The organism is Streptomyces sp. NBC_01255 (assembly GCF_036226445.1).
Lineage (GTDB): Bacteria > Actinomycetota > Actinomycetes > Streptomycetales > Streptomycetaceae > Streptomyces.
In genome coordinates this window covers 6,984,787-7,007,427 of record NZ_CP108474.1, presented here as the reverse complement: position 1 = coordinate 7,007,427, position 22,641 = coordinate 6,984,787, and the positions used below count along the sequence as shown (strand labels likewise).

General features: G+C 70.8%; 15 protein-coding genes. 6 read left to right on the top strand and 9 right to left on the bottom strand.

Translation table 11 applies throughout. The features are described from left to right. Window positions 1–41: 41 nt before the first annotated feature. The 4 genes from OG357_RS31715 to metH form a co-directional block, all read right to left on the bottom strand. Window positions 42–1,622: an ABC transporter substrate-binding protein gene (locus OG357_RS31715; RefSeq protein ID WP_329624395.1), complete on the bottom strand. Its 1,581-nt coding sequence runs from the start codon at window positions 1,620–1,622 to the stop codon at window positions 42–44. Between the two features lie 102 nt (window positions 1,623–1,724). Further along, complete coding sequence (locus OG357_RS31710) at window positions 1,725–3,314, bottom strand: ABC transporter substrate-binding protein (RefSeq protein ID WP_329624394.1); 1,590 nt, start codon at window positions 3,312–3,314, stop codon at window positions 1,725–1,727. 463 nt (window positions 3,315–3,777) lie between these two features. After that, window positions 3,778–4,476: an HAD family hydrolase gene (locus OG357_RS31705; protein WP_329624393.1), complete on the bottom strand. Its 699-nt coding sequence runs from the start codon at window positions 4,474–4,476 to the stop codon at window positions 3,778–3,780. Between the two features lie 130 nt (window positions 4,477–4,606). Beyond that, the gene (metH, locus tag OG357_RS31700; RefSeq protein WP_329624392.1) at window positions 4,607–8,119 is read right to left on the bottom strand and encodes a methionine synthase; all 3,513 of its coding nucleotides are present in this window, start codon (window positions 8,117–8,119) and stop codon (window positions 4,607–4,609) included. A 243-nt stretch (window positions 8,120–8,362) separates the two neighbouring features. Here metH and OG357_RS31695 point away from each other — a divergent pair, with 243 nt between their 5' ends. From OG357_RS31695 to OG357_RS31670, 6 genes are all read left to right on the top strand, one after another. After that, complete coding sequence (locus OG357_RS31695) at window positions 8,363–9,127, top strand: IclR family transcriptional regulator (RefSeq protein WP_317593903.1); 765 nt, start codon at window positions 8,363–8,365, stop codon at window positions 9,125–9,127. 305 nt (window positions 9,128–9,432) lie between these two features. After that, the gene (locus tag OG357_RS31690) at window positions 9,433–10,191 is read left to right on the top strand and encodes an MIP/aquaporin family protein (RefSeq protein WP_329624391.1); all 759 of its coding nucleotides are present in this window, start codon (window positions 9,433–9,435) and stop codon (window positions 10,189–10,191) included. Window positions 10,192–10,226: 35 nt separating this feature from the next. After that, window positions 10,227–11,753 carry a glycerol kinase GlpK gene (gene glpK, locus OG357_RS31685; RefSeq protein WP_329624390.1) on the top strand — a complete coding sequence of 509 codons (1,527 nt, stop codon included), beginning with the start codon at window positions 10,227–10,229 and terminating at the stop codon, window positions 11,751–11,753. 5 nt (window positions 11,754–11,758) lie between these two features. After that, entirely contained in the window at window positions 11,759–13,363 is a 1,605-nt protein-coding gene (locus tag OG357_RS31680) for a glycerol-3-phosphate dehydrogenase/oxidase (RefSeq protein WP_329624389.1), read from the top strand. A 100-nt stretch (window positions 13,364–13,463) separates the two neighbouring features. After that, window positions 13,464–14,525 carry an LLM class flavin-dependent oxidoreductase gene (locus tag OG357_RS31675; RefSeq protein ID WP_329624388.1) on the top strand — a complete coding sequence of 354 codons (1,062 nt, stop codon included), beginning with the start codon at window positions 13,464–13,466 and terminating at the stop codon, window positions 14,523–14,525. A 141-nt stretch (window positions 14,526–14,666) separates the two neighbouring features. After that, complete coding sequence (locus OG357_RS31670; RefSeq protein ID WP_329624387.1) at window positions 14,667–15,749, top strand: PAC2 family protein; 1,083 nt, start codon at window positions 14,667–14,669, stop codon at window positions 15,747–15,749. 79 nt (window positions 15,750–15,828) lie between these two features. Here OG357_RS31670 and OG357_RS31665 read toward each other — a convergent pair whose 3' ends face one another. The 5 genes from OG357_RS31665 to OG357_RS31645 form a co-directional block, all read right to left on the bottom strand. Beyond that, window positions 15,829–18,885 (bottom strand): NPCBM/NEW2 domain-containing protein, encoded by a 3,057-nt coding sequence (locus OG357_RS31665; protein ID WP_329624386.1) that lies wholly within the window; start codon window positions 18,883–18,885, stop codon window positions 15,829–15,831. A gap of 115 nt (window positions 18,886–19,000) precedes the next feature. Next, window positions 19,001–20,230, bottom strand: coding sequence for a cysteine--1-D-myo-inosityl 2-amino-2-deoxy-alpha-D-glucopyranoside ligase (mshC, locus tag OG357_RS31660; protein WP_329624385.1), 1,230 nt, complete (start codon window positions 20,228–20,230; stop codon window positions 19,001–19,003). A 169-nt stretch (window positions 20,231–20,399) separates the two neighbouring features. Further along, the gene (locus tag OG357_RS31655) at window positions 20,400–21,239 is read right to left on the bottom strand and encodes an SCO1664 family protein (protein ID WP_443066834.1); all 840 of its coding nucleotides are present in this window, start codon (window positions 21,237–21,239) and stop codon (window positions 20,400–20,402) included. Further along, complete coding sequence (locus OG357_RS31650) at window positions 21,203–21,793, bottom strand: DUF3090 domain-containing protein (RefSeq protein ID WP_329624383.1); 591 nt, start codon at window positions 21,791–21,793, stop codon at window positions 21,203–21,205. Before OG357_RS31650 ends, OG357_RS31655 begins: the two co-directional genes overlap by 37 nt. A 67-nt stretch (window positions 21,794–21,860) precedes the next feature. Next, window positions 21,861–22,550 (bottom strand): histidine phosphatase family protein, encoded by a 690-nt coding sequence (locus tag OG357_RS31645; protein ID WP_329624382.1) that lies wholly within the window; start codon window positions 22,548–22,550, stop codon window positions 21,861–21,863. Window positions 22,551–22,641: the final 91 nt, after the last annotated feature.

Here is a 22,641-nt window from a genome sequence, read left to right as displayed (position 1 = left end):
GTCGCGCGCCGGGCCCCTCCGCCGTCACCCTCAGGACCTGCTCAGCCCTTCTTCAGCTCCCAGAAGCGGAAGACGGTGGAGGCGTCGAGGGTCCATTCGAGGCCGGTGACGTCGTCGCGGGCGACGGCGTACTGCTTGCCCTGCCAGAGCGGGAGGAGCGGGACTTCCTCGGCGACGATGTCCTGGAGCTGTCCGTACTCGTCGGCGGTGGCGGCGCGGTCGGCGAGGGCGGCGGTCTTCGGGAGGACGTCGCCGGTGATGGTGGCGTTCCCGTAGTGGTTGCCGAGGACGTTGCCCTCACCGAAGAAGGGGGCGGTGAAGTTGTCGGCGTCGGGGTAGTCGGGGACCCAGCCCTTGACGTAGACGCCGTACTTGCCGGCGGCGATGTCCTTCTCGTACTGGTCGAACGGGACGGACTTGACGTCGGCTTCGAAGAGGCCGCTGGCGTTGAGCTGGCCGGCGATGGCCTTGAGCTCCTGGTCGGTGGCCGGGCCGTAGCGGCTGGGCGTGGACCAGAGGGTGAGCTTCACCTTGCCGGTGATGTCGGCGTCGCGCAGGGCCTTCTTCGCCTTGGCCTTGTCGGGGCTGCCGTAGGTGTCGAAGAAGGCGGTGTTGTGGCCGGCGATGCCCGCCGGGACGATCGAGTAGAGCGGCGTGGCCGTCGACTTGTAGACGTCCTCGACGAGGGCCTCGCGGTTGACGAGGTGGGCGATGGCCCGGCGGACGCCGAGCTTGCCGACGACGGGGTCCTTCACGTTGAAGACGAGGTGCTGGACCTCGGCGCTGCTGCCCTGCGTGACCTCGAAGCCCCGGTCGTCGGTGGTCTCGGAGGTTTCGAGGGCGGCGATGTCGTCGGCGGAGAGGCCTCGGTAGGCGACGTCGACCTCGCCGTCGGCGAGGGCCTTGGAGAGGGCCGTGCGGTCGCCGCCGTAGAGCTTGAGGGTGACTCCGCCGTTCTTGGGCTTGGCGTTGCCCTTGTAGCCGGAGTTGGCGGAGAAGCCGGCCTCGGTCTCGCTGAAGGAGTCCAGCTTGTAGAGACCGGAGCCGGTGGCCTTGCCGTCGGTGCGCAGGGCGTCGGCGGGGTAGTCGCGGTGGTCGACGATCGAGCCGGCGCCGGAGGCGATCTTGCTGGGGAAGGTGGCGTCCGGGACCTTGAGGCGGAAGATGACGGTCCGCTCGTCGGGGGTCTCGATGGAGGCGATCGTGGAGAGCAGCGGCGCGGGACCGGACGGGTCGGCGATCCTGAGGGCCCGCTCGAAGGAGAACTTGACGTCCTTCGAGGTGAGCGGGTTGCCGTTGGAGAAGGTGAGGCCGTCCCGGAGGGTGCAGGTGTAGACCTTGCTGCCCGCGGAGAAGCCGCACTTGTCGGCGGCCTCGGGCTCGGGCTCGGAGCCGCCCTTGGGGAAGGCCAGCAGGGACTGGAAGACGTTGTTGAACAACAGCCAGGAGCCGGGGTCGTAGCCGGCCGCCGGGTCGGTGGCGAGGATCTCGTCGGACATGCCGACGCGTATGCCGTCGCCGGAGCCGGAGCCCCCGCCCTGCTCGGTGCCGCAGCCGCTGAGGAGGGCGGCGGACAGCCCCGCGGCGAGCGGGGCCGTCAGCCACTTGTTGTGTGCCTTCACAGAACTTGCCTCTTGATCTCTTGCCAGGCCGGCCGCGCGCTGGTGCGCGGCCGGTGTAACCGATCCAGTCGAGGGGGTTAGAGCCTGTCCGCCGGACAGTCCCTAGGCGGTGCCGCGGCCCAGTTCCCACAGCAGGAGGTCGGACGACGTGTTGAGCGCGTACTCGACTCCGGTGAGGTCGTCGCGCGCGGCGACGTACTGCTTGCCCTGCCACAGCGGCAGGACGGGCACGTCCTCGGCGACGATCTTCTGGATCTGCGCGTAGACGGGGCTCGCGGCGGTGCGGTCGGCCTGGCGGCGCGACCGCGGGATGAGCTGGTCGCGGACGACCTTGTTGACGTACGGGGTGTTGAGGAAGTTGTCGCTGTCGAGGAAGGGAGCGACGTAGTTGTCCGGGTCCGGGAAGTCCGGGAACCAGCCGAGGCCGTAGACGGCGTAGTCGCCGCGCTTCTGGGCCGGGCGGAAGGTCGACCACTCCGCGCCGCGGGTGGTGGCGTCGAAGAGTCCGGTGGAGACGAGCTGCTTCTTGAGCGCCTCGAACTCCTGGGCGGTCTCGGCGCCGTAGTGGTCGGTGGTGTAGTTCAGGGTCACCTTGACCGGGGTCTTGACGCCGGCGTCCTTGAGGATCTTGGCGGCGCGGCCGGCGTCGGGCTCGCCGTACGTGTCGTAGAAGGGGGTCGCGTGGCCGGTGATGCTGGAGGGGATCAGCGAGTAGAGCGGCTCGGCGGTGGGGCCGTAGACGCCGTTGACGAGGGCGCCCCGGTCGACGACGGCGGCCATGGCCTGGCGTACGGCCTTCTCCTTGACGGAGGGGGCCTTGGTGTTGAAGCCGAGGTAGCGGATCTCCAGGCCCGGGACCTCGGTGACGCGGATGCGCTCCTTGGGGGTCTCGGTGAGGTCCTTGATCTGCTTCTGCGACAGGGAGCGGGCCATCATGTCGATGTCGTCGCTCTCCAGGGCGTTGCCCATGGCGCCGGCGTCGGCGAAGGCGCGCAGCTCGACCTCGTCGTTCCGCGGGACGATGTCGCCCTTGTACTTCGGGTTCCTGGTGAAGACGAAGCGGGCGGCCTTGTCGCCCTCGCGCTCGACCTTCATGGTGTACGGGCCCGAGCCGTCGACGTCGAAGCCGTCACGGAGCTTCCCGGCGTCGTACTTGTCCTTGCTGAGGATGCCGGCGACCGGGGTGGAGAGCTTGTACGGGAAGGTGGCGTCGGGGGCCTTGAGGTGGAAGACGACCTCGGCGTCGCCCTTGGTCTCGACGGTGTCGACGTTGGAGAGGAGCGCGGCCGTTCCGTTGTCCGACTTGATCTTCAGCACGCGCTCGATGGAGAACTTGACGTCCTCGGCGGTGACCGGGGTGCCGTCGGCGAAGGTGAGGCCGGAGCGGAGCTTGCAGCGGTAGCTCTCGCTGGCCTTGTCGGAGAAGCCGCAGTTCTGGGCGGCCTCGGGGACGGGCTCACCGCCGCCGCGGGGCACGTGCAGCAGGGTCTGGACGGTCTGCCGCAGGATGTTCCAGGTGCCGGTGTCGTAGGCGAAGGCCGGGTCGAGGGGGGCGGGGGCGTCCTCGGTCGCGATGAACTGGTCCGTGGTGCCGACGACGATCGCTCTGCCGTCCTCCGCTCCGCCACACGCGGCGAGCAGGGGGGCCAGCAGTACGGCCGCGGCGGGCAGCACCAGGGTCTTGCGGTTCATCAGGGACGTTCTCCTCATCCGGCACTGGGATACAGCGGTCTGTGGACACTCCGCCGCCGGCCGCCCGGTCGGGGCGGGAGCGATCGGGCCGGGTGTTGCGATCGGTCCTGTGTTCACGGCGACTTGGGTGTGCGCCGGTGCACGCGGTTATGCGGCGAAGTACTCGCGAAAGATTAGTGGGCGCCGCCGCTATTGCCCGACCGCGGGCAGGCTCGGGGTAATCGCACAGTGATCATGAATGCGGGACGTTCGATAGTCATGCGGTGCCGCGATGCGGACGGGGGCCACCGAATCGGGACACATGGGATCCCCGAAACCGGGAGATTCCGGGCATGGAACGCGCTCAGGCCACCCACCGGCAGGCACTCTGGGTGACGAAGGTCACGTGGAGGCTTTATCGGTGAATGGCCTGGGTGATTTCCGCGCGTGAAAGCGCATTCAACCCGGAAAGCTCAGACGAAGCTCAAATTCCGGTGATCAATGTGCGCAGGAAGGGCACGTCGACTTCCTCCAGGGACCGCACGACGACGCGGCCCGGGGAGGGTGCGATCGGGGCGACGGAGGGCACCGCGACGACCCGGCAGCCGGCCGCCTCGGCGGCCGCCACACCGGTCGCCGTGTCCTCGATGACGGCGCACAGGGCCGGGTCGGCACCGACGCCGCGCGCGGCCGTCAGGTACGGCTCGGGGTGCGGCTTGGTGCGGACGACCTCGTCCCCTGCGACGGTGAGCGCGAAGCGGTCCCGGCCGAGCGAGACCAGGATCCGGTCGATGATCCGCCGGTGCGAGGCGGAGACCAGGGCGGTAGGGATGTTGTGCCGGGCCAGCTCGGCGAGGAGACGCTCGGCGCCGGGCATGAGCGGGACGCCCCGCTCGATGCGCTGCGTGAACTTCTCGTTGAGCAGGACGGTCAGCTCCTCGAGGGTGATGTCGGCGCCCGTGGACTCGATGAGGTAGCCCGCGCTGCGGGTCATCGGGCCGCCCACGACGATGTCCCGCCAGGCCTCGTCCAGCCGGTGCCCGAGGTCGGCGAAGACCTCGACCTCGGCGTCCCACCAGAACCCCTCCGTGTCGACGAGGGTCCCGTCCATGTCGAGGAAGACCGCCTGCAGCGCGGAGCTTCCGTTCGTGCGGAGCAGGGACGCGGGGACCGTACTGGTCATCCGGCACACCTTTCCTTGGAGGGACGAGAAGGCCGGCCTCCCTCCCCGGTACGGGGAGGAAGACCGGCCTGCACTGGACCGACAAGTCTACGTCTCGATCAGCGAGGACGCCGAGATTTACGTAGGGCGGTCACCGTGCGTTGAAGTACTTCGCCTCGGGATGGTGGATGACGATGGCGTCGGTCGACTGCTCGGGGTGGAGCTGGAACTCCTCCGACAGGTGCACGCCGATCCGCTCCGGCCGCAGCAGGTCCGCGATCTTCGCGCGGTCCTCCAGGTCGGGGCAGGCGCCGTACCCGAGGGAGAAGCGCGCGCCCCGGTACTTGAGGTCGAACATGTCCTCGACCTTGGCCGGGTCCTCGCCGCCGAATCCGAGCTCGGCGCGGACCCGGGCGTGCCAGTACTCGGCCATGGCCTCGGCGAGCTGGACGGACAGGCCGTGCAGCTCCAGGTAGTCGCGGTAGGAGTCGGACGCGAAGAGCTTGGCCGTGGCCTCGCCGATCTTCGACCCGACGGTGACCACCTGGAGGCCGACGACGTCGGTCTCGCCGGACTCCTCCGGGCGGAAGAAGTCCGCGAGGCAGAGGCGGCGGCCCCGGCGCTGGCGGGGGAAGGTGAAGCGGGTCCGCTCGTTGCCCGCCTCGTCGAGGATGATCAGGTCCTCGCCCTTGGAGACGCAGGGGAAGTAGCCGTAGACCACGGCCGCTTCGAGCAGGTTCTCGGTGTGCAGCTTCTCCAGGAGGCCCCGCAGGCGCGGCCGGCCCTCGCTCTCGACGAGCTCCTCGTACGTGGCGCCGCCCGCGCGGGCCTGCTTGAGGCCCCATTGGCCCTTGAAGAGGGCGCCCTCGTCCAGCCAGGAGGCGTAGTCCTTGAGCGGGATGCCCTTGACCACGCGGGTGCCCCAGAACGGCGGGGTGGGGACGGGGTTGTCGACGGCGACGTCGGAGCGGCCGCCGGGCTCCTCCGGCTCCTCCACCTGGAGGACCGGAGTGTCGCGCTTGGCGACGCGGCGCGGCTTGAGCTCGGGGAGCGCTGCTCCGGGGACGCCGCGCTTGACGGAGATGAGGGCGTCCATGAGGCGCAGGCCCTCGAAGGCGTCGCGGGCGTACCGCACCTCGCCCTGGTAGATCTCGTGGAGGTCCTGCTCGACGTAGGCCCGGGTGAGCGCCGCGCCGCCGAGGATCACGGGGTACTTGGCGGCCAGCTCGCGCTGGTTCAGCTCCTGCAGGTTCTCCTTCATGATCACGGTGGACTTGACGAGGAGACCCGACATGCCGATGACGTCGGCCTTGTGCTCCTCGGCGGCTTCCAGGATCGCGGAGACGGGCTGCTTGATGCCGATGTTGACGACGTTGTAGCCGTTGTTGGAGAGGATGATGTCGACGAGGTTCTTGCCGATGTCGTGGACGTCGCCGCGGACCGTCGCGAGGACGATGGTGCCCTTCCCCTCGGCGTCGGACTTCTCCATGTGCGGTTCGAGGTGGGCGACCGCGGTCTTCATGACCTCGGCGGACTGGAGCACGAACGGCAGCTGCATCTGACCGGAGCCGAAGAGCTCGCCCACGGTCTTCATGCCGTCGAGCAGGGTCTCGTTGACGATGTCGAGGGCGGGGCGCTCGGCGAGGGCTTCGTCGAGGTCCGCCTCCAGGCCGTTCTTCTCACCGTCGATGATCCGGCGCTTCAGCCGCTCGTCGAGCGGCAGCGCGAGGAGCTCCTCGGTCTTGCCGGCCTTCATCGACTTGGTGTTGACGCCCTCGAACAGCGCCATCAGCTTCTGCAGCGGGTCGTAGCCCTCGGCGCGACGGTCGTAGATCAGGTCGAGGGCCGTCGTGACCTGCTCGTCGTCGAAGCGGGCGATCGGCAGGATCTTCGAGGCGTGCACGATCGCCGAGTCGAGGCCGGCCTTCACGCACTCGTCGAGGAAGACCGAGTTGAGGAGGATGCGCGCGGCCGGGTTGAGGCCGAAGGAGATGTTCGACAGGCCCAGGGTGGTCTGGACGTCCGGGTGCCGCCGCTTCAGCTCGCGGATCGCCCCGATCGTGGCGATGCCGTCCTTGCGCGACTCCTCCTGACCCGTGCAGATCGTGAAGGTCAGGGTGTCGATGAGGATGTCCGACTCGTGGATGCCCCAGTTGCCGGTGAGGTCGTCGATGAGCCGCTCGGCGATGGCGACCTTGTGCTCGACGGTACGGGCCTGGCCCTCCTCGTCGATGGTGAGGGCGATGAGCGCGGCGCCGTGCTCCTGCGCCAGCCGGGTGACCTTCGCGAAGCGGGACTCGGGGCCGTCGCCGTCCTCGTAGTTGACGGAGTTGATGACGGCCCGGCCGCCGAGCTTCTCGAGACCGGCCTGGATGACGTCGACCTCGGTGGAGTCGAGGACGATCGGCAGGGTGGACGCGGTGGCGAAGCGGCCGGCCAGCTCCTCCATGTCGGCGACGCCGTCGCGGCCGACGTAGTCCACGCAGAGGTCGAGCATGTGCGCGCCCTCGCGGATCTGGTCGCGGGCCATCTCGACGCAGTCGTCCCAGCGGGCCTCGAGCATGGCCTCGCGGAACTTCTTGGAGCCGTTGGCGTTCGTCCGCTCGCCGATCGCCATGTACGCGGTGTCCTGGCGGAACGGGACCGTCTGGTAGAGCGAGGCGGCGCCGGGCTCGGGGTGCGGAGTGCGGTCGGGGGGCGTGACGCCCCGGACCCGCTCGACGACATGGCGCAGGTGCTCGGGGGTCGAGCCGCAGCAGCCGCCGATCAGCGACAGGCCGTAGTCGCGGACGAAGTTCTCCTGGGCGTCGGCCATCTCCGGCGGCGTCAGCGGGAAGTACGCGCCGTCCTTGGTCAGCACGGGCAGGCCGGCGTTCGGCATGCACATCAGGGGCGTACGCGAGTGGCGGGCGAGGTAGCGCAGGTGCTCGCTCATCTCGGCCGGACCGGTGGAGCAGTTCAGGCCGATCATGTCGATGCCGAGCGGCTCCAGGGCCGTCAGCGCGGCGCCGATCTCCGAGCCGAGCAGCATGACGCCCGTGGTCTCGAAGGCGAGCGAACAGATGAGGGGCACGTCGACGCCCAGGGCGTCCATGGCACGGCGCGCGCCGATGAGGCTCGACTTGGTCTGCAGCAGGTCCTGGGTCGTCTCGACGATCAGGGCGTCCGCACCGCCGGCCAGCAGGCCCTCGGCGTTCTGCTGGTAGCCGTCGCGGAGCACGTCGTACGTGATGTGGCCGAGCGACGGGAGCTTGGTGCCCGGGCCGATGGAGCCCAGCACCCAGCGCTGGCGGCCGTCCTTGGCGGTGAACTCGTCGGCGACCTCGCGGGCGATCCGGGCGCCCGACTCGGAGAGCTCGTGGATCCGGTCGGCGATCTCGTACTCGCCGGCAGCCGAGTGGTTGGAGCCGAAGGTGTTCGTCTCGACGCAGTCGACGCCGACCTCGAAGTACGCCTCGTGGACCGAGCGGACGATGTCGGGGCGCGTCACGTTCAGGATCTCGTTGCAGCCTTCGAGGTTCTGGAAGTCCTCGAGGGTGGGGTCCTGCGCCTGGAGCATGGTGCCCATGGCGCCGTCGGCGACGACCACTCGGCTGGCGAGTGCCTCACGGAGGGCTGCGGCGCGGTTCCGGCTGTCAGCGGAAGGGGTCGGCAACGAGGCCATGGATGAGCTCCCTGGGATGCGACGGCTGTCGGCTTTGCACTCTCGGCGGAGGGTGCACGGGGTCAGCGTAACCGTGCTTGCCCCGGGGTGGACATGGCGTCCCACGGGGCGGACGGCATCCTGTGTGCGGGGACTCCCGGTAAGGCCCGTTCTTGACGGACACTGTCATGTGTGAGCCAAGGTCGGCATCGACCGATAGTGTTCAGCATTGTCGAACAGCGTAAGAGGGAGAAGGGTCGGGCGATGGCGAAGAACATCCAGTCGCTTGAACGGGCGGCGGCGATGCTGCGACTGCTCGCGGGCGGCGAGCGCCGGCTCGGCCTGTCCGACATCGCGTCCTCACTGGGGCTCGCGAAGGGCACGGCGCACGGGATCCTGCGCACCCTCCAGGCGGAGGGCTTCGTGGAGCAGGAGGCGGCCTCGGGCCGCTACCAGTTGGGGGCGGAACTGCTGCGGCTCGGCAACAGCTATCTGGACGTGCACGAGCTGCGGGCCCGGGCCCTCGTCTGGACGGACGACCTCGCGCGGTCGAGCGGCGAGAGCGTGCACCTGGGGGTGCTGCACCAGCGCGGCGTCCTGATCGTGCACCACGTCTTCCGGCCGGACGACAGCCGCCAGGTCCTGGAGGTGGGTGCCATGCAGCCGCTGCACTCCACCGCGCTCGGGAAGGTCCTCTCGGCCTACGACCCGGTGGCCCACAGCGAGGTGCTGGAGGTCGAACGGGAGGCGTTCACGCCCCGGACGACCACGGAGCTCGGCGCCTTCGAGTCACTGCTCGACCTGGCGCGCGCCAAGGGCTGGGCCGAGGACGTGGAGGAGACCTGGGAGGGCGTGGCCTCGGTGGCGGCGCCGATCCACGACCGGCGGCGGATGCCGGTGGGCGCGGTGGCGGTCACGGGCGCGGTGGAGCGGCTCCGCCCCGGCGGGGAGCTGCGCCCCGAACTGGTGGCGGCGGTGCGGGACTGCGCCCGCGCGGTCTCCCGGGACCTGGGGGCCGGCCGCTTCTGACGGGCGCCGGGCACCCGCCCGCGCAAACGAACCCGCGTAAACGAACCCGTACGCACGAACCCGTACGCACGAACCCGTCGGTAACGATCCCGTTATCGGCGGGTTTTTCGCATCCCGGGCCCTTGACGTGCTGTTAACCCGGGGGCAAAACTTCCGTTCACCGGTCGGCATTGTCGAACACCTAACGGCAATACACGCTAGAGTGTGCCAGTGCCAAGGGCCGGTAACGCCCTCACACGAGGGCGCGGACCACCGGTGGGACCCGGGGTTCGCCTTCCCCTGGACGAAGGACAAAGGAGTCGCGGGTGTCCAGCTCCGACATCTTCCTCGGCGAGACCATCGGTACCGCCGTACTCATCCTGCTCGGCGGCGGTGTCTGTGCCGCCGTCACGCTCAAGAGCTCGAAGGCCCGCAACGCGGGCTGGCTCGCGATCACCTTCGGGTGGGGCTTCGCCGTCATGACGGCCGTCTACATGACGGCTTCCCTCTCCGGCGCCCATCTGAACCCCGCCGTCACGGTCGGCATCGCGTTCAAGGACGGGGAGTGGGGCAACGTCCCCGTCTACATCGCCGGCCAGATGCTCGGCGCGATGATCGGCGCGGCGCTGGTCTGGGTGGCCTACTACGGACAGTTCCAGGCCCACCTCAGGGACCCGGAGACCGTCGGCGAGACGCCGATCGAGGGCCCCGGCCCGGTGCTCGGCATCTTCTCCACCGGCCCCGAGATCCGGAACACCTGGCAGAACCTGGCCACCGAGGTCATCGGCACCGTCGTGCTGGTCCTCGCGGTGCTCACGCAGGGCCTGAACGACAGCGGCAAGGGCCTCGGCGTCATAGGCGCGCTCATCACCGCCTTCGTCGTCGTCTCCATCGGCCTCTCGCTCGGCGGCCCGACCGGCTACGCCATCAACCCGGCCCGTGACCTCGGCCCGCGCATCGTGCACGCGCTGCTCCCGCTGCCGAACAAGGGCGGCTCCGACTGGAGCTACGCCTGGATCCCGGTCGCCGGTCCGCTGATCGGTGGAGCCATCGCCGCGGGTATCTACACCATCGCGTTCGCCTGAGCCGTCCTTCTTCCAGACCTTCCTTGGAGCACACCGTGACCGACGCACACACGTCCGGCCCCTTCATCGCGGCCATCGACCAGGGCACCACCTCCTCGCGCTGCATCGTCTTCGACAAGGACGGCCGGATCGTCTCGGTCGACCAGAAGGAGCACGAGCAGATCTTCCCGAAGCCGGGCTGGGTCGAGCACGACGCCGCCGAGATCTGGACCAACGTCCAGGAGGTCGTCGCCGGCGCCCTCGACAAGGCGAACATCACCTCCGCCGACGTCAAGGCGATCGGCATCACCAACCAGCGCGAGACCACGCTGCTCTGGGACAAGAACACCGGTGAGCCCGTCCACAACGCCCTCGTCTGGCAGGACACCCGCACCGACGCCCTCTGCAAGGAGCTCGGCCGCAACGTCGGCCAGGACCGCTTCCGCCGCGAGACCGGCCTGCCGCTGGCGAGCTACTTCGCCGGCCCGAAGATCCGCTGGATGCTCGACAACGTCGAGGGCCTGCGTGAGCGCGCCGAGGCCGGCGACATCCTCTTCGGCACCATGGACTCGTGGGTCATCTGGAACCTCACGGGCGGCGCCGACGGCGGCGTGCACGTCACCGACGTCACCAACGCCTCGCGCACCATGCTGATGAACCTCCACACGCTGGCCTGGGACGAGAAGATCGCGGAGTCGATGGGGGTCCCCCTCAACGTCCTCCCCGAGATCCGGTCCTCCGCCGAGGTCTACGGTCACGTCAAGAACGGCGCCCTCGCCGGTGTCCCGGTCGCCTCGGCGCTCGGCGACCAGCAGGCCGCCCTGTTCGGCCAGACCTGTTTCGCCGAGGGCGAGGCCAAGTCCACGTACGGCACCGGCACCTTCATGCTCATGAACACCGGTGACAAGATCATCAACTCCTACAGCGGCCTGCTGACCACGGTCGGCTACCAGATCGGCGACCAGAAGCCGGTCTACGCCCTGGAGGGCTCGATCGCCGTCACCGGTTCGCTGGTGCAGTGGATGCGCGACCAGATGGGCCTGATCAAGTCCGCGGCCGAGATCGAGACCCTCGCGTCCTCGGTCGAGGACAACGGCGGCGCCTACTTCGTGCCGGCCTTCTCCGGCCTGTTCGCCCCGTACTGGCGCTCCGACGCCCGCGGTGTGATCGCCGGCCTCACCCGGTACGTCACCAAGGCGCACATCGCCCGCGCCGTCCTGGAGGCCACCGCCTGGCAGACCCGCGAGATCACCGACGCCATGACGAAGGACTCCGGCGTCGAGCTGACCGCGCTGAAGGTCGACGGCGGCATGACCTCCAACAACCTGCTGATGCAGACCCTCTCGGACTTCCTGGACGCGCCCGTCGTGCGTCCGATGGTCGCCGAGACCACCTGCCTCGGTGCCGCCTACGCCGCCGGCCTGGCCGTCGGCTTCTGGCCGGACACCGACGCCCTGCGCGCCAACTGGCGCCGCGCGGCGGAATGGACCCCTCGCATGGACGCCGACAGGCGTGACAGCGAGTACAAGAGCTGGCTCAAGGCCGTGGAGCGGACCATGGGCTGGATCGAGGACGAGGAGTAAGACACATGACCACCCTGCAGAGCGTCCCTGCCCTTGGGACGCACCCGGCGTCCGGCTCCCTCCCGAGCCGCGCCGAGACCCGGGAGCAGCTTTCCAAGGCGACGTACGACCTCCTGGTCATCGGCGGCGGCATCCTGGGCATCTCCACCGCCTGGCACGCCGCGCAGTCCGGTCTGCGGGTGGCCCTGGTGGACGCCGGCGACTTCGCCGGCGCCACCTCCTCCGCCTCCTCCAAGCTGCTCCACGGCGGTCTGCGCTACCTGCAGACCGGCGCGGTGAAGCTGGTCGCGGAGAACCACTTCGAGCGGCGTGCGGTCTCCCGTCAGGTGGCACCGCACCTCGCCAACCCCCTCACCTTCTACCTGCCCGTCTACAAGGGCGGCCCGCACGGCGCGGCCAAGCTGGGCGCCGGCGTCTTCGCGTACTCCGCCCTGTCCGCCTTCGGTGACGGTGTCGGACACCTGCTCTCCCCCGCCAAGGCCGCCCAGGACGTGCCGGAGCTGCGGACGGACAACCTGAAGGCCGTGGCCGTCTACGGCGACGACCAGATGAACGACGCCCGCATGGCGCTGATGACGGTCCGCGCCGCCGTCGACGCCGGGGCCACCGTCCTCAACCACGCCGAGGTCACCGGCCTGCGCTTCACCCGGGGCCGGGTCACGGGCGCCGAGCTGAAGGACCGTACGAGCGGCGACGAGTTCGGCGTCACCGCCCGCCTGGTACTGAACGCGACCGGCCCGTGGGTCGACCACCTGCGCAGGATGGAGGACCCGAACGCGGCGCCCTCCATCCGTCTCTCCAAGGGCGCGCACCTGGTCCTCAAGCGGACCTCGCCGTGGAAGGCCGCGCTGGCCACCCCGATCGACAAGTACCGCATCACCTTCGCCCTCCCCTGGGAGGACATGCTGCTCCTCGGCACCACCGACGAGGAGTACGAGGGTGACCCCGGCCAGGTCGAGGTCACCGAGAAGGACACCGCCCAGATCCTGGACGAGGCCGCGTTCTCCATCCGCGACCAGCAGCTCGACCGCGATCTGATCACCTACGCCTTCGCGGGTCTCCGGGTGCTCCCGGGCGGTCCCGGCGACACCTCGAAGGCCAAGCGCGAAACGGTCGTCACCGAGGGCCGCGGCGGCATGCTGTCGGTGGCCGGCGGCAAGTGGACGACCTTCCGCCACATCGGCCGTACGGTGATGAAGAAGCTGGAGGCCCTCCCGGGCCACCCGCTGGGCGACGACTACGAGTCGGTCTCGACGCTGCCGAAGCGGCTCCCGCTGCCCGGTATCGCCAACCCGAACGCGGTCGCGCACCGGCTGCTCTCCGACGGCCCGGCGCCCGGTCCGCGGATGGCCGCCGACACCGCCAGGCACCTGGCGACGCACTACGGCTCGCTCTCCTTCGACATCGCCCGCATGGCGAACGAGAACCCGGAGCTCGCCCGGCGGATCCACCCGGACGCCCCGGAGATCTGGGCGCAGGTCGCCTACGCCCGCGACCACGAGTGGGCCGAGACGGCGGACGACGTGCTGCGCCGCCGTACGACGCTGACGATACGAGGCCTGGCGACGGACGAGATCCGCGCCGGTGTCGAGTCCATGCTGCGGAAGTAACTCCCGCGGACGGAGGGGCGGTTCCCGAGCCGGGGACCGCCCCTCACGCGTGCCACGCTCCGGCCACACCGCCGCAACACTCCGCGCGCAGAGTGGACGCATGAAATTCCAGGTCCTCTCGATCGTCCACCACACCCCGCACCCCCTCACCGGTGAACTGCTCTCCGCCGCCGACCGGTTGGAGCAGGTCGTCACGCTCGGCGAGACCGCCGAACGCCTCGGCTTCGACGCGTACGCGGTAGGGGAGCGCCACGCGGGCCCCTTCCTCTCCTCGGCCCCGACCGTGCTGCTCGCCGCGCTGGCGGCCCGGACCACCCGGATCCGGCTGCTCACCGGCGTCACCGTCGTCGCGATCCTCGATCCCGTCCGGGTCGCCGAGGACTACGCCACTCTCGACCAGCTCTCCCGCGGCCGGCTCGAACTCGTCGTCGGCAAGGGCGCGGAGGCCGGTCACTTCGACCTCTTCGGGCTGGACGAGGAGCGGCAGTGGGACCTCCAGAAGGAGAAGTACGAGCTGCTGCGCCGCCTCTGGTCGGAGGAGGGCGTCGACTGGGAGGGCGAGTTCCGGCCGCCGCTGAAGAACGTCACCACGGTCCCGCGCCCGTACGCCGGTCCGCCGCGGATCTGGCACGGCTCGGCCACAAGTCTCAACTCCCCGGAACTCGCCGCGAAGCACGGCGATCCGCTCTTCACCGCCAACGCGATCCAGCCGAGGGAGGCGTACGCGCGGCTCATCGCCCACTACCGCGAGAAGTTCGAGGAGTACGGGCACGACCCGGCCCACGCGCGCGTGGCGGCCGGTTCGGGCGGGCTGCTCATCGCCGACACCGCGGAGCAGGCGGTGAGCCGCTACCGGGACCTGTACGAGGCGAAGGTGCGGCAGAGCTTCCGCCCGCACCTGGAGGGAAAGGCCGGCTACAACACCCCGTTCCGCACGATCGAGGACGCGATCGCGGCCGGGCCGCAGCTGATCGGTTCGCCGCAGCAGATCATCGACAAGATCCTCGGCTACCACGAGCACTACGGGCACGACCTCCAGTCCGTCACGGTCGACACCTTCGGCCAGTCCACGGCCGAGCAGTCCGAGACGCTCCAGCGCTTCGCCGAGGAGATCGCGCCGGTGGTGCGGAGGGAGGCGCCGAGCACGCTCTGGGAGGAGTGAGACCGCCGTGTGCGGAGGCGAGTTCCTGGGTAGTCGATCAAGGCCGCACGGGTTTTCGGGGATGTCCGGGGGCTGCGGACGGACCGCCGGAAAGCCGTAAGGTTGGTCCGTACGACAGGAACTTCGAAAAGGAGGCGCTGGGTGATCGAGCTCGAGGGGGTACCCGAGCTGATCGACCCGGTCATGGTGGCCGCGTTCGAGGGCTGGAACGACGCCGGCGACGCCGCCTCCACCGCGGTCGCCCATCTGGACCGGGAATGGAAGGGCGAGGTGTTCGCGGCCCTCGACGCCGAGGACTACTACGACTTCCAGGTCAACCGGCCCACGGTCTTCCTGGACAACGGCGTCCGGAAGATCACCTGGCCGACGACCCGGCTCTCGGTGGTCAGAATCGGCGGCGACAAGCCGCGTGACCTGGTGCTCGTGCGCGGGATCGAGCCATCGATGCGCTGGCGCTCCTTCTGCAACGAGCTGCTCGCCTTCGCCCACGAGCTGGGGGTGGAGATGGTCGTGATCCTGGGCGCGCTGCTCGGGGACACGCCGCACACCCGGCCGGTCCCCGTCAGCGGGGTGACGTCCGATCCGGACCTGGCGCGGACGATGGACCTGGAGGAGACCCGGTACGAGGGTCCGACGGGCATCGTCGGCATCCTCCAGGAGGCGTGCACGCACGCGGGCGTGCCCGCGGTGAGCCTCTGGGCGGCGGTGCCGCACTACGTGTCGCAGCCGCCGAACCCGAAGGCGACCCTCGCGCTCCTCAACCGTCTGGAGGACCTGATCGGTCTGCGCATCCCGCTGGGCGACCTGCCCGAGGACGCGCGGGCGTGGCAGCTGGGCGTGGACCAGCTGGCCGCCGAGGACAGCGAGGTCGCCGAGTACGTGCAGACGCTGGAAGAGGCGCGGGACACGGCGGAGCTGCCGGAGGCCTCGGGCGAGGCGATCGCCCGCGAGTTCGAGCGCTACCTGCGGCGGCGCGAACCGGGCACCGGGCCCGGGGGCGGCCCCGGGGTGGCGACGGAGGGCGGCGACTCGCCGTTCCTGCGCGACACGGGGAGCGGCCGGACGAGGCCGCCGAAGCCGGAGCGGCCGGGTCCGGAGTCGGTACCGGGGCCGGGGTCGGCGCCGGAGCCCGGCGCGGGTACGGAGCCGAGCTCCGAAGGGACGACCGAAGGATCCGCCGAGGACTCGTCCGACGAGAGCGGGAGCGGCGACGCCGAGTCGTAGACATCGGTACGGGAGGGGTGCCCGAGGGCGCCCCTCCCGTACGCGTGTCAGGACCTCAGGAGCTCAGGCCCTCGGGCGGTCACGTGCAGGTGAACCGGGCCGCCGCCCAGTCCCCGTGGTCGCCGCTCTTCGACCCGTTGGTGTCCGTGATCCGCAGCCGGACGTGCCGGGCCCCGGTCACGTCGACGTCCACCGGCAGGGTCGCGGAGGCGCCCGTCAGCCGGGGTGAGGTCCACAGGACCTTGCCGTCCGCCTCGACGGAGAAGGCCACGTCCCCGTAGCCGTTGATCTCGTCGTCGATGCCGACGTCGGCGGTGAAGGCGGTGCAGCGCCCGCCGAGGTAGACCTCGATGTCGGAGTCGGCGTGGCCGCCGATCCCCTTCTCGTAGGTCGTCCCGGCCAGGGTGAGCGGCCGGCCGTCGGCGGCGCCGGACTCGCCGTTGGAGCGGTCGCGTTCGGGCGGTCCCCAGCCGTTCGTGGAGCGCAGCCAGACCAGGTCGCTCGCCCAGGCGGCGGCCGTCGGCGGTGCGGGCATCACGCCGACCGCGAACCGCTGGGTGGCGGTGCGGTCGGTGCCCGCCGCGCGGTGGCGGGCGGTCGCGGTGAGCGCGGCCTCGCCGGGCTTCGCGTCCGCCGCCGGGGTGACGGCGACCTCGACGCGCCGGGTGATGCCGGCCGGGATCCGGCCGATCGGTGCGGCCGGGGTGACCTGCCAGCCCGCCGGTGCGTCGAGCGTGACGCGGACGTCGGTGGCGTCGCGGGCGCCCGCGGTGACGTCCACGGCGACCGTGCCCGGGGCGCCCGCGCCGAGTTCCTGCCCGGTGGGGGCGGCGAGGACGGCGGACGCGCCCGGTACGGCCCCGCCGACCGCGCTGGTGTCGGTCAGCCGCAGCTCGAAGCCGCGGTCGGTGGGCAGGGCGGCGGTCTTGACCCGGACCACTCCCCCGCGCTCGTCGCGGTCGTACCACCAGCCCTGGGCGGCGGCGTCGAAGGCGGCACGGGAGGTGAGGGCGGGCAGCTTGCGCCCGTCGAGCCGGACGGCGCCGGGGGCGTCGCCGGTGTGGACCGTGAAGGCGTACGGCCGGGCGGTGGGCTTGCCGGTGTACGTGCCCTTGCTCGCGCCGATGCGGACGGTCACGTCGCCGGGGCCGCCGTTCGGGGCGCGGACCTCGGCGCGCTGGGTGGCGTACCGGCCGCCGCGGTGTTCGCGGGTGACGCCGTCGTCCTCGTACAGCTCGAAGGAGGAACTGCCCTTCGGGTAGACGTCCCAGGCGATCGGGTCGCCGGGGGCGCGGTCGGTGTACGAGCGGATGTCACCGGGCCACATGGGGACGGTGGCACCGGCCCGGACGAAGAGGGGCAGGGTGTCGAGCGGGGCGCTGTAGTCGTCGACGGTGACGGGGCCCTCGTAGGTGCGCCCGCTCCAGTAGTCGATCCAGGTGCCCTTGGGGAGGTAGATGCCGTCGCGTTCGACGGCGTCCTGGTAGACGGGGGCGACGAGGAAGTCCTCGCCGCTGAGGAACTCGTACTTCGCCGCGTCGCTCGCGGCCTTCGGGTCGTCCGGGTACTCCAGGGCGAGCGGCCGGGCGAGGCCGACGCCGGTCTTCGTGGCCTGGTGGGCGTGGCTGTAGATGTACGGGAGCAGGGCCTCGTGGAGCTTGAGGGAGGCGCGGTTGATCGAGGTGTACGGCTCGCCGTACCGGAAGGGCTGCTTGTCGTTGGCGGCCCAGCCGTCCATGGTCATCGTGACGGGCAGGAAGGTCTTCCACTGGAGGTCGCGGGTGTACGTCTTGGCGCTGCCGCCGAAGATCCCGTCGACGTCGCCGGTGGTGTAGGCGAGGCCGGACATGGAGGCGCCGGCGTAGGTGGGTATCTGCCAGCGGATGTACTCCCAGGTGCCCGACTGGTCGCCGGACCACTGGACGCCGCAGCGCTGGGCGCCGGACCAGCTCTCGGGGGCCCAGGTGAAGCCGCGGGCGTCGCTGTGGGCCTCGATGCCGGCGTGGGCGTCCTTGCAGCCGTCGAGGGCGAACTTGTAGCCGGCGCCGACCCAGGCGACGTCGAGCTTGGCGACCCGCTGGCCGGCCTTGACCTGGTCTTCGAGCTGGTCGATGCCGTCCTCGGTCCACAGGCCGAGCTTCATGCCGCGCTCGCCGAGCCCGGCGGACGCCTCGGCGAGGTTCTCGTAGCCGCAGCCGTAGCCGTCGTTGACGAGCATCCAGCCGTTGGGCATGTCGTTCTCGACGTAGCCGTCGGCGACCTTCAGGGCGTCGAGGGTGCGGCGTTCGCCGCGGTTGGCGTTGTGGAGGTAGCAGTCGGCGTCGCCGATCTCCAGGCCGTACACGGGTGGCAGGAAGGGCTTGCCGGTGAGGCGGGTGTACTGGCCGATGACGTCCTTGAGGGCGTCGCGGCCGGTGCCGGCGAAGTAGTAGGCGTCGAAGCGCTGTTCCTTCGCGGTGGTGGTGACGGGCTCGGTGAAGGCGTAGGTGTTGGGCGCGTAGGTGTTGCGGTAGACGCCGTAGCCGGCCGAGGAGAGGTAGAAGGGGACGGAGTTGGGGTGGCCGCCGTCGTTCCAGTTGTAGTCGACGCCGACCTCGACCGTCTTGCCGCGGTGGGTGGTGTTGCCGCGGCCGTTCTGCATGCCCGCGCCGTAGAACTGCTCGTCGGCGCCCCGGGCGAGGGTCTGGGTGGTGCGGTCCTGGTTCCAGGTGAGGCCCTGGGTCTCGGACCAGAGCGGGGTGCCGTCGGCGCGTACGGCCGAGAAGCGCAGCGGGGACTTGGTGACGCGCAGCGTGACCGCTGCGGTGCCGAGCTCGTAGCGGTCGCCGAGGTCGCGCCAGTGGGTGGCCGGGGGCGGTCCCTGGGGCAGGACGATGTCGGTGCCGGTGGGGTCGGTGAACCTGCCATCGGGGGCGAGTTCGATGCGGAAGGTGTCGGCGGTGACGAAGGAGACGCGGGCCTCCGTCTGGCCCGCGGTCAGCCGGTAGACGGATCCGTCGGCGGCGAAGCCGGTGACGTCGCCGACGGTGGTGTCGGACGGTTCGGCCGAGGCGCTGCCACCGGGTCCCGCGAAGGCGGTGAGCAACCCGAGCAGTGCACCGACGACTGCAGCTCTCATGCGCATTGATGATTGCATGAGGCCTATTTAGCGCAGATTCGAGCACGGCGACAGGACAAAAAGGAACCGCCCCCGGACTTCGTCAAGAAGTCCAAGGGCGGTTGCACTCACAGGAGTTGTTCCGCGGCGCTCGCTACAGGGCGACACCCAGGAGCGCGTCGACCGCACGGGAGACGAGACCGGGGGCGGACTCGTCAGTGCCCCCCTCGGCGGTCTGGAGCGCGGCCCAGCGGTCGACCGCGGCCAGGGCGGCCGGGGCGTCGAGGTCGTCGGAGAGGGCCTCGCGGATCTCCTCGACGAGCGCGTCGGCGGACGTGCCGTCGGGGCGGGAGACCGCGGCGCGCCAGCGGTCGAGCCGCTCCACGGCGTCCTGGAGGACCTGGTCGGTCCACTCCCAGTCGGCGCGGTAGTGGTGGGAGAGGAGCGCGAGCCGGATGGCGGCCGGGTCGACGCCGTCGCGGCGCAGCCGCGAGACGAAGACGAGGTTGCCCCGGGACTTGGACATCTTCTCGCCGTCCAGGCCGACCATGCCGGCGTGGACGTACGCCTTGGCCATCGGGAACTCGCCGGTGAGGACCTGGGCGTGGGAGGCGCCCATCTCGTGGTGCGGGAAGATCAGGTCGGACCCGCCGCCCTGCACGTCGAAGCTCATGCCGAGGTGGTCCAGGGCGATGGCTACGCACTCGATGTGCCAGCCGGGACGCCCGGCGCCGAGGCTGGCGCCGTCCCAGCTCGGCTCGCCCTCGCGGGCGGCCATCCAGAGCATCGGGTCGAGCGGGTTCTTCTTGCCGGGGCGCTCCGGGTCGCCGCCACGCTCGGCGGAGAGGTGGCGCATCAGCTCGGTGGAGTAGTTCGAGACCTGGCCGAAGTGCGGGTCGGCGTCGACGGAGAAGTAGATGTCACCTTCGAGCTCGTACGCGGCGCCGGAGTCCCGGAGCCGCTCGACGAGCGGGACGATGCCCGGTATGGCCTCGACAGCGCCGATGTAGTGCTGCGGGGGCAGCATCCGCAGGGCGGTCATGTCCTCGCGGAAGAGGGCGGTCTCCCGCTCGGCGAGGCCGACCCAGTCGAGGCCGTCACGGATGGCTCGTTCCAGCAGCGGGTCGTCCACGTCCGTCACGTTCTGGACGTACAGCACCTGCCGCTTGGTGTCGAGCCACACGCGCTGAACGAGGTCGAACGCGTTGTAGGTCGCCGCGTGACCCATGTGGGTCGCGTCGTACGGCGTGATGCCGCAGACGTAGATACGGGCGACGGGGCCGGGGGCGAGGGTGACTCGTCCGCCGGTCGCGGTGTCGTGGATCCGGAGGTCGCGGCCCTTGCCGGGAAGGGCGGGGACCTCAGAAGCGGGCCAGGCATGCATGACCCGAGCGTAACCGGACAGGTGTTCCGGATACGAACCGGACCCGGGATCTTGACCGATTAGGCGCTCTTGCGGGTCGGAGCCTTGCGTGCATACCCCCTAGGGGTCCAGGTCCACCCGGCCCGCGATGGCCGAAACTTTTCGGTCTGGTCCCTTCCTGGACCGTTCCTCAGACCGGCGGCCAGGGGATCGCCGGCCACAGCCCCGAGGGCTCCGGATGCCGCCCGCTCGCCCGCAGCGCGGCCACGCGCGCGCGTACCGCCGCCACCTCGGCCCCGGTGAGCAGCTCCGCCAGGCGGGTCCCGAGCGGCGCTCCGGGCCCCAGGGACCGCTCCAGGCCGTCGAGGACCGCGGCCGACTCGGCGGGCAGCTCCTCGCCCGCCCAGCCCCAGAGGAGCGTGCGCAGCTTGTCGTCGACATGGAAGGAGACGCCGTGGTCGATGCCGTACAGGCGTCCGTCGGGGGCCGGCAGCAGATGTCCGCCCTTGCGGTCGCCGTTGTTGATGACGGCGTCCAGGACGGCGAGACGCCGCAGCTCCGGGGTGTCGGCGTGGACGAGCAGCGCGGTGTGGTCCTCGGCGATCCGAGCGGGCCCGACGGCCTTCCAGCCGTCCCCGGCCTCCTCGTCCTCGGTGAGGGCGAGGAGCCGCGCCTCCGGATCGGCCTCGATCCACAGCTGGACCATGCCCTCCCCGTACGGGCCCTCGCGGAGCACCGTCGGCGGGATCAGGCCCCAGCCGGTGGCCTCGGAGATCTCGTACGCGGCGACCTCGCGCTGCGCGAGGGTGCCGTCCGGGAAGTCCCACAGGGGCTGCTCCCCCGCGACCGGCTTGTACACGCAGGCCGCCTCGCGGCCCTCGTGGGCGACGGAGCAGTAGAGCACGGCGTTGGACGCCTCGCCGACCCGGCCGCGCACGGTCAGCTCACCGTGGGCGAGCAGCTCCGCGGCCGGCAGGGTCTCGGGGCTGCTGCTCATGCTCCGCGGCGGTATCCGTTCTGGCGCGGGCAGACGTGCCCCTCGGGGTCGAGCGGCAGGCTGCACAGCGGGCACGGCGGCCGGCCGGCGTTGACGACGTCCAGGGCCCGCTTGGCGAAGGACCGGGCCTGGGCGCCGCTGAGCCGGACGCGGAGCATCGGCGGGCCGTTCTCCTCGTCCTGGAGCATCCGCTCCTCGGCCTCGGCGAGGTCCTCCTCGGAGTCCACGTCGAGCTCGACGAGCGCCTGCGCCTCGACGATCAGCCGCTGCTCCTCGCCGTCCCAGGCGAGCGCCATGGTGCCGACCCGGAACTCCTCCTCGACGGGGGCGTCGAGCGGGGCGGTGTCCGCGCTGTCGGCGGGGGCGATCGAGGGGACGGGGGCATTGCCGCCGGTGCGGCGCACGACCTCGTCCAGAAGCTCGTCGATGCGCTCGGCGAGTGCGGCGACCTGCGCCTTCTCCAGCGCGACGCTCGTCACCCGGCCGCTCGCCGACGCCTGGAGGAAGAACGTACGGCGGCCAGGCAGCCCGACCGTACCGGCCACGAAACGCTCCGGTGGGTCGTAGAGGAACACCTGACGGGACACGTTCCCGGCTCCCTAAAGTCTCGACAGTCGTACGACAACGGCGCGTCCACCCTACTGCGCGAAGGGATCACGGTGCGCCCGCACCACCCCCGACCTCCGCCGCACCGCTGCTGTCGGGGGTCTCCCGGGGGACGAGTCCGGCGAAGTCGCCGGTGTCGCCGAGGCGGAGCAGGAAGGGGCGCAGCCGCGTGTAGCGGATGACGGTGACCGAGCACGGGTCGACGTGGATGCGCTGGAAGAGGTCGAGGTGGAGGCCGAGCGCGTCGGCCACGATCGACTTCACGATGTCCCCGTGGGAGCACATGACGTACGTGGCGTCCTCGCCGTGCTCGGCCTCGATCCGGGCGTTCCAGTCCCGTACGGCCTCGACGGCGCGGGTCTGCATGGCGCGCATGGACTCGCCGCCGGGGAACGCCGCCGCGGAGGCGTGGGCCTGGACGATCTCCATGAGGGGGTCGTCGCTCAGCTCCGCCAGCTTGCGGCCGGACCAGTCGCCGTAGTCGCACTCGCTGATCCGCTCCTCGACGTGGAGCGGGAGGTCCGGGCGGGCGTCGAGGAGGGGCCGCAGGGTCTCCCGGCAGCGCTGGAGGGGGCTGGAGACGGCGGCGGCGAGCGGGACGCCCGCGAGGCGCCCGGGGAGCGCGGCGGCCTGCGCCGCGCCGCGCTCGTCGAGCGCGACCCCGGGCATGCGCCCGGCGAGGACTCCGGAGGTGTTGGCGGTGGAGCGTCCGTGCCGGACGAGGATCAACGTGGCCATGGCGGCCAGCCTAGGGTCTATCCGACCCTGATCCGGCGGACAGACCCTAGGTCCACGCGCGCGTGGATGGCGGGGAGAGGCCGGATGCCCG